The organism is Rhodococcus qingshengii JCM 15477 (assembly GCF_023221595.1).
Lineage (GTDB): Bacteria > Actinomycetota > Actinomycetes > Mycobacteriales > Mycobacteriaceae > Rhodococcus_F > Rhodococcus_F qingshengii.
Genome location: NZ_CP096567.1, coordinates 165,271 through 179,325, shown reverse-complemented (window position 1 = coordinate 179,325; position 14,055 = coordinate 165,271). Strand labels below are relative to the sequence as shown.

At 61.0% G+C, this 14,055-nt stretch carries 13 protein-coding genes and 1 pseudogene; 9 read left to right on the top strand and 5 right to left on the bottom strand.

Features of this window, described 5'->3' with window-relative positions; all coding sequences use genetic code 11:
• Positions 1-225: 225 nt before the first annotated feature.
• Together M0639_RS35025 and lpqV are read right to left on the bottom strand one after the other, a co-directional pair.
• Positions 226-351, bottom strand: a complete 126-nt coding sequence (locus M0639_RS35025; RefSeq protein WP_269454952.1) for a hypothetical protein — start codon at positions 349-351, stop codon at positions 226-228.
• A 515-nt stretch (positions 352-866) separates the two neighbouring features.
• Positions 867-1,364: a lipoprotein LpqV gene (lpqV, locus tag M0639_RS31865; protein WP_064073772.1), complete on the bottom strand. Its 498-nt coding sequence runs from the start codon at positions 1,362-1,364 to the stop codon at positions 867-869.
• Positions 1,365-1,990: 626 nt separating this feature from the next.
• Here lpqV and M0639_RS31860 point away from each other — a divergent pair.
• Positions 1,991-3,868: a BCCT family transporter gene (locus M0639_RS31860; RefSeq protein WP_197486146.1), complete on the top strand. Its 1,878-nt coding sequence runs from the start codon at positions 1,991-1,993 to the stop codon at positions 3,866-3,868.
• Between the two features lie 61 nt (positions 3,869-3,929).
• Positions 3,930-5,252, top strand: coding sequence for a Na+/H+ antiporter NhaA (nhaA, locus tag M0639_RS31855; protein WP_064073771.1), 1,323 nt, complete (start codon positions 3,930-3,932; stop codon positions 5,250-5,252).
• Between the two features lie 37 nt (positions 5,253-5,289).
• Here nhaA and mihF read toward each other — a convergent pair whose 3' ends face one another.
• Together mihF and M0639_RS31845 are read right to left on the bottom strand one after the other, a co-directional pair.
• The gene (gene mihF, locus M0639_RS31850) at positions 5,290-5,679 is read right to left on the bottom strand and encodes an integration host factor, actinobacterial type (protein ID WP_064073770.1); all 390 of its coding nucleotides are present in this window, start codon (positions 5,677-5,679) and stop codon (positions 5,290-5,292) included.
• Positions 5,654-6,106 carry a hypothetical protein gene (locus M0639_RS31845; protein ID WP_064073769.1) on the bottom strand — a complete coding sequence of 151 codons (453 nt, stop codon included), beginning with the start codon at positions 6,104-6,106 and terminating at the stop codon, positions 5,654-5,656. The genes mihF and M0639_RS31845 overlap by 26 nt, the downstream gene beginning before the upstream one ends.
• A 494-nt stretch (positions 6,107-6,600) precedes the next feature.
• Between M0639_RS31845 and ehuB the strand changes: the two genes are divergently transcribed.
• From ehuB to M0639_RS31820, 5 genes are all read left to right on the top strand, one after another.
• On the top strand, positions 6,601-7,431 hold the full coding sequence (gene ehuB / locus M0639_RS31840; RefSeq protein WP_428481025.1) for an ectoine/hydroxyectoine ABC transporter substrate-binding protein EhuB: 831 nt from the start codon (positions 6,601-6,603) through the stop codon (positions 7,429-7,431).
• An 18-nt stretch (positions 7,432-7,449) separates the two neighbouring features.
• Entirely contained in the window at positions 7,450-8,181 is a 732-nt protein-coding gene (gene ehuC, locus M0639_RS31835; protein ID WP_064073767.1) for an ectoine/hydroxyectoine ABC transporter permease subunit EhuC, read from the top strand.
• On the top strand, positions 8,178-8,822 hold the full coding sequence (gene ehuD / locus M0639_RS31830; RefSeq protein WP_064073766.1) for an ectoine/hydroxyectoine ABC transporter permease subunit EhuD: 645 nt from the start codon (positions 8,178-8,180) through the stop codon (positions 8,820-8,822). Before ehuC ends, ehuD begins: the two co-directional genes overlap by 4 nt.
• The gene (ehuA, locus tag M0639_RS31825) at positions 8,812-9,600 is read left to right on the top strand and encodes an ectoine/hydroxyectoine ABC transporter ATP-binding protein EhuA (protein ID WP_064073765.1); all 789 of its coding nucleotides are present in this window, start codon (positions 8,812-8,814) and stop codon (positions 9,598-9,600) included. Before ehuD ends, ehuA begins: the two co-directional genes overlap by 11 nt.
• A gap of 447 nt (positions 9,601-10,047) precedes the next feature.
• Positions 10,048-10,539 (top strand): hypothetical protein, encoded by a 492-nt coding sequence (locus M0639_RS31820; RefSeq protein ID WP_141695798.1) that lies wholly within the window; start codon positions 10,048-10,050, stop codon positions 10,537-10,539.
• A 153-nt stretch (positions 10,540-10,692) separates the two neighbouring features.
• Here M0639_RS31820 and M0639_RS31815 read toward each other — a convergent pair whose 3' ends face one another.
• A complete protein-coding gene (locus M0639_RS31815; RefSeq protein ID WP_082654909.1) occupies positions 10,693-11,619 on the bottom strand; it encodes a phytanoyl-CoA dioxygenase family protein in 927 nt (308 codons plus the stop codon).
• 1,155 nt (positions 11,620-12,774) lie between these two features.
• On the opposite strand from M0639_RS31815, the gene M0639_RS31810 reads away from it, so the two are divergent.
• Positions 12,775-12,978, top strand: coding sequence for a hypothetical protein (locus tag M0639_RS31810; protein ID WP_231915127.1), 204 nt, complete (start codon positions 12,775-12,777; stop codon positions 12,976-12,978).
• A gap of 636 nt (positions 12,979-13,614) precedes the next feature.
• Positions 13,615-13,923: pseudogene (locus tag M0639_RS35020) on the top strand (recombinase family protein); the annotation flags it as partial.
• Positions 13,924-14,055 lie beyond the last annotated feature (132 nt).

Sequence of the window (14,055 nt, the reverse complement as noted above, 5' to 3'; positions counted from 1 at the left end):
TACAGGTGACGAGACTCCGACGGACCGATACACACCCGAGCTGAACAGGCACCGGGCATGCAATCCAGGTGGTCCGCTGCAAGCACGCAACTGCGGGGGGTGTACTCACTGCGGACCGTGGGCAGCCTAACCCGCCACCACCGCCGGGTAAAGGCAATCAAAAGGCGCGGCGGCTCCAGAGCGCGGGATTGACGTTTATCGTTCCTGGTCAAGCACTTTCGGTGTTCAGCGAACTTTTCCGTGCCCTAGCGGCGCGCCGGACGGATGCGTCAACGTCGCAGTCCAGGCGATGACGGCGATGACAGAGCCCAGAATGGCTGCGGGCACGATGTACTTCGGCCAACGGTCCATGCACGTCAGCGTAGCGGCGCAACCCTGGGCGGCGCGAGCGAGAAAATTCGTAAGCCTGCGCAAACACTGTCACTACTAGGGCGACCCACCCCCGGCGAGTGACAGCCGGTAGGCAGGCCGTGCGCGGCAGCCCCGAACTCGTATGACTGTCTTGCCGCACCGTACGAGTAGCCGGATATCGGAAATCGAAACTCCGGCCGAGAAGTATCTGGTCGGGGTTTTCCTCGAACATCGTCGACGCCGAGCACACAGCCCATGACGCATGGGCCCTTCTGCTGAATCGAAAATCGGCGAAGAAGATTCACGGAGGCGGGCTTCGTTTCGACCAGGGATCTAGAGCAGGTACGGACTGCCCCAGGCCCGCCACCCGGTCCCGATCGGTCGTCACCAGCAGCCAGACGTGTCGGTGCAAGCACTGGCCGGGCCGCCGTCTCGCCCGGCGGACGGGTACAGCCCGGTCAGCCAATTCCCCGGGCAGCAAGACATTCGGCGCAGACCGCCTGCTCCTTGGATGCTCAGCATTCACCACTCGCTGCGGCACGCAGCGCTGCGATGATTGCTGCTTGTTCGGGAGGGGTGGCGTTCTTCCACGATCTGACGGCGGTTGCTTGGATCATTGCCAGCACCGCGTCGACATCGCCGCCGAATGTCATCACCGTGGGTCGGACGTCGGTGCAACTCTGGGCGAGTTCTGCCGCCGAGATCTCGAGCGGGACGTTGACTGCGGTTGTCAGTCCTTCGGGGGTGACTTCGTAGGTTTCTGTACCGGGAGATGGATGAGCGATTCGCGAGTGCGGCGCAGCAGGTTGCATCGATGCCACCACGGTAGGCCGACTTCTTGTCATCTGGCCGGTCTCCGCGCCAGCAACCTCGTTGTTCGGATCGCCGCTCGTCGAGCACGACATCGTCAACGCTGCTGGAATCAGAAGCGCGCTGAACAGTCGGACGATGCGTCGCCGGACGAGAGTGCCGCGGTGTGCTGGAGGAAGTGTTCGGTCCGATTTTCTGTTCACGGTCGGTTCCCCGTCATGTCTTGCCCTCGGGAAAGGGCGTGCAGGTAGCGGCGTTCCCACATGCTTTCGCGCCGATACGATCGAATGCGCTTCGGCCAAGGGGTGAAGATAGCGGACGAGTGAAATCCGAGGATCGGGCAGCAACGCGCAAGCGACCCGACGAGTGGACTCGTGTCTCCGCTACAGGATGAGAAACAACATCGCCACAAGGACAACGCATGACATTGCTGCCGCTAGCGGCACCAGGATAGGCGCAGTGTCGTGATCATTCATGCGTTCTCTGCCGCTGCCTCATCAGAGCCGAAACTCTATCCCGGCAGGAGAGTGTCCGGCAACATATCCCGGCTGTGGGCATCTCGTCTGTCGAAGTCTGGCGAGACCACTATGAAGAAATGAGAAGTACCTGTCCTAGCATCCCATTCTCGTATCGCAACGAAGGCACTTCCTCACCGGATCCATCGGCTGCGATTTGAGCAATCGCCGTACCAGCCTCTACGGTCGGACAAGCTCGAGCACGCCTACTAGTCGACATCCGTCGCCATGTCGGGTGAGCGCGATACACGGCTCCTGCGGGTGTTGTGTTCGTGCCGTGATCGTCCGATGTGGTGGCTTCCTGAGGAGGACACGTGAGCGCACTGAAAGAAGCGTGGCAGGGAATCCGAAAACCGGTTTTCGTTCCCGCGTCAATCGTCATCGTGGCCATGATCGTGTTTTCGGTGGTCTATGCAGGTACCGCGGAAGATGCGTTCGGATCCCTGAATTCAGCGATCAGCGACGGCGTCGGATGGTGGTACATCCTCACCGCCACCGGTTTCGTGATTTTCGCGCTGTACTGCGGCGTCAGCCGTGTCGGCAACATCCGGTTGGGACGTGACGACGAGCAGCCCGAGTTCGGGATGCTCTCGTGGTTCGCGATGCTCTTCAGCGCCGGTATGGGTATCGGCCTGGTGTTCTACGGAGTGGCAGAACCGCTTTCGCATTACGTGAACCCGCCGGTCGCGGGCGGGGTCGCTGGATCCACGGACGCCGCGGCCAATCAAGCGATGGAACTGACCCTGTTCCACTGGGGTCTGCACGCATGGGCCATCTACGTCGTCGTGGGTCTGGGTCTGGCGTACATGACCTACCGAAAGGGTCGCCCGCTCTCGATCCGTTGGCTGCTCGAACCGCTCCTCGGACGCGCTCGCATCGAAGGCGGTATCGGGCATACGATCGACGCGATCGCGATCATCGGCACGTTGTTCGGTGTCGCGACCTCGCTCGGTTTCGGCGTACAACAGATTTCGGCCGGCCTGGACTACCTCGGCTGGGTGGAGACCGGAAACGTGCTGACAGTCGTCCTGATCACCTGTGTCACCGGCCTGGCCACGTTCTCCGTTGTCTCCGGAGTCTCCAAGGGCCTCAAGTGGCTCTCGAACATCAACATGGTTCTCGCCGCGAGTCTCGCGATCTTCGTCCTCGTACTCGGCCCGACCCTGTTTCTGATGCAGTCCTGGGTGCAGAACCTCGGTGGATATGTCCAGGCTTTGCCTGAGCTGATGCTGCGCACGTCTCCGTTCGCCGAAGACGGTTGGGCTGGAGCGTGGACGATCTTCTACTGGGGCTGGTGGATGAGCTGGGCACCGTTCGTCGGCATGTTCATCGCGCGCATCTCGCGCGGGCGCACCATCCGCGAATTCGTTTTCGGCGTACTGCTCGCCCCCACTGTCATCGGATCTCTGTGGTTCACGATCTTCGGGGACTCCGGCATCCTGCGTCAGCGCAACGACGGCGACATGCTCACAGCGGACGGGGCAGTCGACACCAACACGACCTTGTTCCATCTTCTCGACGGTCTTCCCTTGTCCACGGTGACCAGTGTCCTCGCCATCGCAGTGGTGGTGTTCTTCTTCGTCACCTCCTCCGACTCCGGCTCTCTGGTCATCGACATCCTCTCCACCGGCGGCGATTTGGAGACACCGAAGATCACACGGGTCTACTGGTCGGTGCTCGAGGGAGTGGCCGCAGCGGTGCTACTCCTCGTCGGCGGAAGTGGCTCGTTGACAGCGCTGCAAACCGCGTCGATAGCGACCGCGGTGCCCTTCTCCATCGTGTTGGTACTCGCATGCGTATCCATGCTCAAAGCATTCCGCTACGACGTGGCCACCACCCCGCGATACCTGCGCGTCTCCTCACACGGTTCGGGCGCCACCACCGGCGAGGAACCGCTGCCGACAGAGAAAGCCCGCGGAAAACGCCACCACAGCGGCATCTCGGCCACCTTCGCCGGCCTTGCTCCCTCGACCCGGGATCTTCCGAAGCAGGACACCGACGAGCATCTCGTGCTCGCAGTACACGAGGTGTCCTCGCACTCCATCGACGTGAACCCGGCGACCGGTGCGATCGCATACTCCGGCAACGGAGTACTCGACGATCCGCTCGGCGGCGAAATCTTCGATACCCCCGAATTCGCGCAATCAGCAGAAGGACACGCCCAGGCAAACGGCCGCGACGAGACCGTCTAACTCTCCAGCTGGGAAACGAGAGAGTGCTCTCGCCAGTGCCCACCGAAAGCAGGCTGCACCCATGACGCAACAGCCGCCCCGCCCTCCTGCCGGCAAGCGGGCGCTCTTCGCACGTGGCTCCTGGACCGAAACGGCGCGTATCGCTGCCCTGTTGCGCGGAGAAACCGTCGGAGGCGCTCTGTTGCTGGCGGCCACGGTCGTGGCGCTCGTCTGGGCGAATTCGCCGTGGTCGAACGCCTACGACGCACTCTCCGAATTCCGGATCGGCCCCAGCGTATTGGGGTTGAATCTGCCGTTGGAGACCTGGGCAGCAGATGGACTATTGGCGATCTTCTTCTTCGTGGTCGGGCTCGAACTCAAACGTGAGTTCGTCGCCGGCGATCTGCGTGATCCTGCCCGCGCAGCGCTTCCGATAGCGGCCGCGGTCGGCGGCATGCTCATGCCGGCACTCATCTTCGTCCTGGTCAACCTTCGGACCGGGGACGGGGCGCTGTCCGGGTGGGCCATCCCGACAGCAACCGACATCGCGTTCGCCGTCGCGGTGTTGGCAGTGGTGAGCACGCACCTTCCCTCGTCCCTGAGAACATTTCTGTTGACCTTGGCTGTGGTGGACGATCTTCTCGCCATCACTGTCATCGCGATCTTCTACACCGACGATCTCGATGTCGCGATGTTGGGGGCAGCCCTGATTCCGCTGACTTTGTTCACCGTGGCAGTGCAGAAGAAGGTGCGGTCGTGGTGGGTTCTCCTACCGCTCGCCGCCGCGACCTGGGTACTGGTACACGAATCCGGTATCCATGCCACCGTGGCCGGAGTGCTCCTCGGGTTCGCAGTCCCAGTCGTTCGCAGCAGGGCTGCCGGGGGCCCGGATGCGGGACCGGGCTTGGCGGAACACTTCGAACGCCGCATCAGACCTGTCTCGGCGGGTTTCGCGGTACCGGTGTTCGCGTTCTTCGCGGCCGGAGTCACAGTCGGCGGAATATCCGGACTGACCAGTGCTCTGACCGATTCCGTTGCGCTGGGCATTATTGCAGGATTAGTGGTCGGCAAAACGGTCGGAGTGTTCGGCACGACCTACCTTCTCTCCAGGTTCACCCGGGCCGTACTCGATGAAGGTTTGTCCTGGATCGACGTCTTCGGGGTGGCGATTCTGGCGGGCATCGGCTTCACGGTCTCGTTGTTGATCGGCGATCTCGCCTTCGGTGCCGGCTCTGTGCGCGATGACCATGTCAAGATCGGTGTTCTCGCCGGCTCCGTTCTGGCTGCTCTGTTGGCGTCGATCGTGCTTCGTCTGCGTAACCGCGCATACCGGATCATCGCCGAGAACGAGGCGCGCGACGACGACGGTGACGGTATCCCCGACGTATATCAGTCGACCGATTGAATTCGGCTACCACAACGGCATCGGGGGAATCACCGGTTCATGACCGAAATTTCTTGCGCCACTGGATCGGGTAAGCGGTAGCATCGATCAGTTGCTGCCGCTGCCGCGCGCGAAGACCTCCGAGGCGGCGTGCACTGTCAATTCCAATACCCTCCAGCATATGCTGTGCGCCAACAGGTCCCACGCCGGGCAGCGATTTCATCAGGTCCACGACTTTGATGCGGGCGATGATCTCGTCACGACCTGCGGCATCGAGAATATCGCGTACATCGATTTCGCTGCATTTGAGTTGTTGAAGCATTCGTGCACGCGTACGGCGGGCGTGTTGGGCGTTGACGACCCCGAGGCGGCGTTGTCGATCGGTCAGCGGTGGCGGTCTCACAGTTATCCTCGGTGTGCGGCTATTCTCGTACCGCCGGAACCCCATCTCGCGGGTTCTCGAAAATTCGAACAGCTTGCGCGACAACTGAATAGGCAACAGAGGGAACCTGGGCTTCAGTAGGCAGTGCCGACAGCTTCTCCTTGGTCAATGCCGAATTCAGTGCCCGCAGCGGTGTCGCCGCCCGACCCATCCAGGGCGAAAAGACCTCCACTGCGCTCGTATGAGGAACACCGAGACGCCCCACTTCGTCGACGACCTTGTCGAAGGTCAACCACACCTGTTCGTCGAGCTGTTCGGCGAAGAGGGTGTAAGCACCCCAGGTCCATTGAGCACGTTGAAGATTCGCACTCACGCTAATGAGTCCGTCAGCGGTACGACCGTGCAACTGCCCGTCCTCCCACACCCAGTCGATCACGGGGTCGGGTTCGGTTGGCCTGTGCGGTGTGGACATGTCGATCGCGTTCGCTCTCATCGTTTCCTTGCGCTCATGCAGGTGCTTCGGGAGCGCAGAAGGTTGGCGCTGCGCCCCTCGGACTGGCGATCATGCAACCACGTTTGACGGTCGGTGTGAACCGAGGAAACGCGCTCTGAGGCGCACGCGTCCGACGTTTGCGCAGGTATGCCCGATTTTCGTACAGCTCAAATCGATATCCGACTGTGACATTGTCACCCATCGCATGTCCCTTCGCGGTCAACATCGTTGCCGGGAACAGCATTTGGACGGAATGGATGTGAACTACGGCGGCCGTGGGGCCCGATGCACGGCCCGTGTTAGGTTCGAACCGAAGATCGCCTGTCTCCGTCGAGCAGCAGTGCACAATGCTCGATCGGCGGCAACGGCGTCACGAGAAACACCGACCTGGGCGCAACGGACCTCGGCACAACGGGAAGGCTCGATTCATGACACGTATGCACTTTCGCGGCACATCTGTGCGACGATCGTCGCTCGCACTGGCCAGTGGTGCGATGATTTTGACTGCCGTCACGGGGTGCACTTCGACCGATAACACCGACAGTGCCGATCATCTGCAGTCCTTGCAGGACAAAGGCGCGATCACGGTCGGTTTTGCGGGTGAAGCCCCGTACAGCTTCGAGGAGAACGGCCAGCTCACCGGCGCAACCGTGGCGTTGCACCGCGAAATATTCTCCCGGTTGGGCATCGACACGGTCGAAGGAGTCAACGCCGACTTCGGCTCTTTGATCCCGGGACTGCAGGCGAACCGCTTCGACGCCGTGAGCGCCGGCATGTCCATCCTTCCCAAACGGTGCGAGCAGGCCGCGTTCGGCGACCCCGAATTCAACTACACGACGGCGCTGATGGTTCCCACCGGCAACCCGAAGAACCTCACGGACATGGAATCGGTCGCCGCATCCGGTGCGAAACTGGCCACCATGACGGGGGCGATCGAGTCCGACTACGCCGACACGTTGGCTATTCCCGCCGTCCAGGTGGCATCGCCGCAAGACGGGATGGACGCCGTTACCTCCGGCCGTGCGGACGTGTTCGCGTTGACCGCCATCTCGTTGAACTGGATGAAAAACAACAACCCCGGCGCCGCCGTCGACGTCACCGATTCCTTCGTCGCTACGATCAACGGAAAGCCGCAGGTCGGGGCAGGTGCGACCGTCTTCCGTACCGATGACACCGAACTTCGCGAGGCCTACAACGCGGAACTGGCGAAAATTACCTCGGACCCGCAGAAATATCTCGAGATCGTCGGTCCCTTCGGTTTCACGGAAAAGGAACTCCCGGACCCGGAACTGACCACCGACAAACTGTGCTCGGGTACCGCCTGAGATAGACGGTAGTTCCCGGTGAGTACGAATCTCGATGCTCTCGTCGAGGCGTGGCCTCGTATCATCGGCGGTGTCGTCGTCACCACCGAACTGACTCTCGGCGGCGCAGCCTTGGCCTTCGGGCTCGCACTCGTCCTCGGCTACGCCGTAGGTGCGCACAGTCGGTGGATCAGGTATCCGGCGCGGGTGGTGATCGAGTTCTTCCGCGGCACTTCCCTGCTCGTACAACTGTTCTGGCTTTTCTACGTACTTCCGTTGTTCGGGTATCAACTCGAACCGATGTTGTGCGGAGTTCTGGCGCTCGGTCTGAACTACGGCGCGTACGGCGCCGAGGTGGTTCGGGGAGCGATGGCGGCTGTACCGATCGCGCAGAAGGAAGCATGCATCGCCCTGGGTTTCTCACCGTGGCTGCAGGTACGCAAGGTCCTCTTCCCTCAGGCTTGGGTACAGATGGTCCCTCCGCTGACGAACCTGCTGATACAGCTCCTCAAAGGAAGCGCCCTGGCCAGTTTCATCCTGCTTCAGGACCTGACTTATCAGATCGAGCAGCTGCGCCGCGGGACCGGCGACACGATCTTCGCGTTCGGCGTGGGACTGATCATCTACTTCGTTCTTGCGTATGCGTTGACGTTGGTGATGAACGTGGTCGAGATCCGTGCCAAACGCCGACTCGGTCTCGGGCCGTCGCTGCGAGAAGTACTCAGCATCAAGCCCGACCGAGGCGATGAACTCGTAGGAGTGGGGCGATGAGCGTCGAATGGAGTTGGCAACGCGCCGCTGACGCACTCCCGCTCCTGATCGACGGCTTCACGATCACTTTGCTGGCGACAGTGCTCGGAATGGCAATCGCATCGGTTCTCGGTTTGGTGATTGCGGTCACTCGCCGCACCTGCCCTGCGTACGTGCGAGTTCCCCTGCGCTGGATCACCGAGTTCATCCGGCTGACCCCGCTCGTCGTCCAACTCCTGTTCGTGTACTACTTGCTTCCGCAATTTTCCGCGCTGCAGATCGGTATCGCGGTTCTGGGTGTCCACTATTCGACGTATATGGCCGAGGTGTACCGCGCAGGAATCGAAGCGGTTCCCGCCGGACAATGGGAGGCTGCGCGAGCCCTGTCTCTTCCGACGACGAGAACGTGGCGAGCTGTGGTTCTTCCGCAGGCGGTACGCGCCACCCTACCGGCGCTGGGAAACTACGCGATTTCCATGTTCAAGGACACACCGTTCCTCTTCGCCATCACGGTGGTCGAATTGGTCACCGCTGCACAGCAATACGGAGCAAGAACCTTTCAATATCTGGAGCCGATCACGATGGCAGGAATGATCTTCCTCCTCGCCAGCTACCCCACGTCCGTGCTCATCCGACAAGTGGAGAAACGTCTTGCCTACTGACGAGAACACCCGCTCGGCGATTTCGTTCGAGCACGTGGTCAAACGATTCGGCACGCACACCGTGCTCGATCACCTCGACATCGCGATCGAGCGCGGGGAACGCGTCGCATTGATCGGGCCGAGTGGATCGGGGAAGACCACCATACTGCGGATCCTGATGACACTCGAGAAGATCGATTCCGGACTCGTACGTGTCAACGGCCAACCGTTCTCCCACGAAATCAAAAACGGCAAGTTGGTGCCCGCCGGTGAACGACACCTACGCGCCGCTCGGTCCAAAATCGGGATGGTGTTCCAACAGTTCAACTTGTTTCCGAACATGACTGTCCTGGAAAATATCACCGAAGCACAAATACACGTTCTGCGCCGAAGCAAGGCCGAAGCAGATGCCCGCGCCCGTGAACTCCTCGCCCTCGTCGGGCTCGCCGACAAAGAACACGCCCACCCGAACACACTGTCGGGAGGTCAACAACAACGCGTGGCCATAGCCCGAGCATTAGCCATGGACCCCGAAATCCTCTTGCTTGACGAAGTCACCTCGGCTCTCGATCCGGAATTGGTCGCCGACGTCCTCGACGTACTACGAACAATCGCTGCCACCACGGACATCACCATGCTCATCGTCACCCACGAAATGGGGTTCGCGCGCGATGTCGCCGATCGAGTACTGGTCTTCGACGCCGGAAAGATCGTCGAGGAGGGCCCACCGGAACAGATTTTCGACTCCCCCACCCAGGACCGCACGCGCACGTTCCTCAAAGCGGTCCTCAAGCATTGATCGCCCGGTATGCCGTCACCGCAATCCACAGCTCCGGCCGTGGGCGGGTCATCTCGATATCGTCCAGACCGCAAGAACCACCAACGCCACCACGACCAGGACGATCGCCGTTGTCGTTTCGGCGGGATGCGCGTTGATCCACTCGCTCATCGCACGATTCGACATTGACGACGTATCGACCATGTGCGTATCCCTTCGAACGGAGATCAATCGGTCAGAGGCAGAACAGGATCCACCCGTGCAGTATTTCCGTTGATGTCTGTTTCACCGTATCGCTGACACCCGCACACGCGAGAATCTCAACGCCAATGACCACCCGTGGAGCGTCTCACACCATCGACGCCGTATTCCTCACGGATCGACCTTCAGGTGCCATGTTGCGAAGTGAATTGCTCCAAAGGGAAAAAGTGCACAGGTCCACGAGATGCTACCGAGGAGGAGAACGTCATGCAGCTCGCTCTCGCAACGCCAACTCAACGAGCACGCACGTACCGCGTCGAAACCTCTTCGATCGCAAGCTTTCTCGTGATCGCCGCAGTGGTCATGGCCTCCCTGGCTGTTGTACTCGCGCTCGACGTCGGCGAACCCGATCATGACACGACCGGCGCGCAGCCATGGCTGCGCTGGCCGGCAACGATCATCGTGGGCGGCCTCGCCGCAGTACTGCTGGGTGCATGCTCGCGGTACCTGTTCGTGCGCTTACACCCAGTACCGACACTGGTGAACACACCGTTGCATGCGGTGGTGACACGTCCGCCCGGCGGCCAGGCAAGGAGCCGGAGTCGAGGTGTTTCACATCGACGTCGCCCTGGACAACGACCGCTCGGTCGCATCGATTGCGGATGCCGTAGCGCCGAGCTCGATCGGCCAGTTTTCGGTCGGCTCTCGCTGGCAGGTCTACCCCCTCTCAGACGACGCCCGCTGGGTTGCATTGAGTGAGAGCCACCACGAGATCATCCGCTACAGGTATCTGATCCACACCCCCACCAGCAGGAACCGACCTCACCTGTTGGTCGAGCGCCCCGGCCCATGTTCGGACCTCGCACACCGTGATGCGACCGACGTGAGTTGACATCGCCCGGGCAGTATCGACTACCTGCGGGCGGCGAGAAACTCCGGTCTCGGTGCAGCACCGCAGTAAGGCGGCGCGAGCGCATTGTCGACGCTGTTGAAGACCACGAAGATGTTCGCACGAGGTACGGGCGAAATATTGCCCGCGGACGCGTGGAGCAGATTGCTGTCGAACAGTGTCATCGAACCGGCAGGTCCGGTGACGACCTCGATGCCGTGCTGATCGTACTGCTCGGAGATCATCTGCTCGTTCGGGACACCGACTCGGGGGATCTCGTCGACCAAGGATTCTTCGAAATACCGTGGCGGGGTGGCGCCGGCGCATTGCAGGAAGGTGCGGTGCGAGCCGGGCATGACCATCAAGGGGCCGTTGAAATGGTGGTTGTCGGTCAAGGCGATCGAGGCGCTGACCGCGCGCGGGGAGGGCATCCCGTCTTCGGCATGCCAGGTTTCGAAATCGGCATGCCAGTAAAAAGCGCCACCTCGGAAACCTGGCTTGTAGTTCAGGCGACTCTGGTGAACGTACACCTGCGATCCCAGAATCTCTGCTGCGATGCAGGCGGCCCCGGACTCCTCGATCGCGTCGGAGACCACCAAGCTCAGATTCGCGATGTCGAAGATGGACCGCACTGCTGATGAACCCTTTTCGCGAACGATCCGCTCGTCCCCGCGCAACTCCGGTTCTTCACCGAGTCGCACGACCTCGCTCAGACATCCCCGCACCTGGCGGTCGTCGAGCACTCGGTCGCGATGTGTGAACCCGTTGGCCTCGAAGTCTGCGTACCGAGTACGCATCTTCGGATCCCAGAGAACAGGGTCGGGGCGTTGATACGCACTCGGCGACGCCATCACCCGCGTGTGGTACCGGTCGGCGGCAACAGCCATCAGTACGAACTCCCATCCTCGCGCTGCTCGAATCCCGTCTCCGGCATCGGCGGACACCGACACTGTAGGTGATGCCCACGGCGCAGACACCGGCCGGACAAGCGATTCGCGTACTGCCTCATCGTTTATAACACCTACCCGCGGTAGTTCTCAAATCGCTTGGACTCCAACGACTTTCTCTGCTATTTCAAAGCATCCGTCGAGCCGGCTCGGGTCTCGGCTACGCCCGGAGGATCCGATCGAGTTGGATTGTCTAGGGTAAATGGGGGGTGAGTCGGGTGTCTGGTCAGCAGGTAGGTCAGTGCTGCCCGAACAATCCAGGAGAACGCGATGCATCACCCCATTCGAAGCCGAACCTGCACCCGGCCAGCGTCGAGCGAGCCCTCGAACGTGGACGAGAATCGTTTATAACACCTACCCGCGGTAGTTCTCAAATCGCTTGGACTCCAACGACTTTCTCTGCTATTTCAAAGCATCCGTCGAGCCGGCTCGGGTCTCGGCTACGCCCGGAGGATCCGATCGAGTTGGATTGTCTAGGGTAAATGGGGGGTGAGTCGGGTGTCTGGTCAGCAGGTAGGTCAGTGCTGCCCGAACAATCCAGGAGAACGCGATGCATCACCCCATTCGAAGCCGAACCTGCACCCGGCCAGCGTCGAGCGAGCCCTCGAACGTGGACGAGAGTTGAAGCAGATCGACAGCGACACCCATCGACCTTCAACAACAGATACTTATTGCCGTCGTCAGGGAAACTGGCCGATGGGTGCTCGCCCACAGTTCCGATACAAAATCTGCTGCGGTCGCATTCCTCGTAGTCGAACGGCTACTCGCCCCCGCCTCTGGTCGAAGATTGTGACCGCCACATGGGCTCCGCGACCATGACGTCGACACGGCCGAGCGCCGCCACCTGAACGTCCGGCGGTCAGGAGACTTCGCAGACGGCCCACGCGGCTGGAAATCCACAAGGCAGCAAAGGCCGGCCCCTGGCCTTACCATCTCACCCACACCAGCTCTCTCACCACTGACCGACCGGGCCTGACCTCGGCACTGCGATCTGGAATCCGATCACCGGGTCCGGGTCGGCGCCGACCGCCTGAAACGATGTCCCCTATGAGTCACTTCGGTTCATGGGTGCAAGCACAAATTGATCTCCGCGGATATGGGAGCGTCAAGGAAGCCGCCCATGCCCTCGGTATATATCCATCGGTGTTACGTCAGTGGATGTCGATTGTTCGACGGCCCTCACACGGCGTCGTGCGCCGTGCGGCCGACGCCTTCGACGTCCACATCCAAGAGGTCCTCGTAGCCGCCGACTACATGACCGAGGAGGAGTCAGGGCTCGTGGACGCAGTTCCAGCATCAGTGCGACACTTCACCATCGGGCAAATGCTCGAAGAAATCGGCCGCAGAACCGAAGGACGGTAGTTCACCTACCTGTCGGGTACGAATAGCGCAGCAGATGCAGCCGATTTCAGAATCCAGGCGAAACTGCTGAGCACCAGTACATTCCGAAGACAAACCGCACAGCCGGATCTTTGATCCAAAGTCCTAGTACCTCCAGAGCGACCTCGTTCGATGTCCTCACTGGATCGGTCCACGAAATTCCAGGTCAGCGAAGAAGATGAGACAGTCGAGGGACGTGGATACACCCGACCCCGGATTGGAATAACGCCAACGATGACCCTCACCGAACAGCTACACAACTGTCAGCATCTGCTGGAACGAGCACAACTGGCGGGTGATGCCGACGCCGTGCGCCGCTTCTCTGAGCACCGACGCACACTGGTTCAGCAAATAGCTGACGAAAGTACACACACTCGACACAGTCAGGGCTCGTCTCTGGACTGAGATTCGCGCGAAACGGGGCGCCAGAGCAGGTGGTGCGCTGAGCGTGACAGACCACCAGAATCCGTCTCAGCATCGCCGAATGCTGCTGATCCCGATTTACGTTCAGATAAGTTGACAGAGCCGTTGCGGGTATACCGCGAGTGGTGCTTGATCGACGAATGAGCACTGCCACGAATCTCAAGGATGCGGCGGCGTTCGATGGTGTCGTGACATCTGGACCGGTTGGGTCGTTCGCTCCCCCACCTGCTGCAGACCGTCGAAGATCTCGCCGCCCGCACCGTCGGCTTCAAATCGTTGACCGAAGCGATCGACACCACCACCTCCGGTGGCAAACCCTTCTTCTCCATCTTCGGTGCTCTCGCGGAATTCGAACGCAACCTCATCCGGGAACGGACTCGAGTGGGTCTCGCCGCCGCCAGGACGCGTGGCCGTACCGGCGGCCGGCCACCGAAGAAGACGTCGACGAAACTCGCGCAGGCACGCTGGTTCCGACATCACCGAATCTTCGACAAGGAAACATGAATCTTCTTGTGCAGAAACAGGGTTGAAAACAGCGACCACGGGGGCATGGGGACGCAGCTTTCGTCTCTGAATCCCCTGACGGATATTGTCTGCGTGGCAGATCGAACCCGTCCGTAAGGTTTCACGAACCCG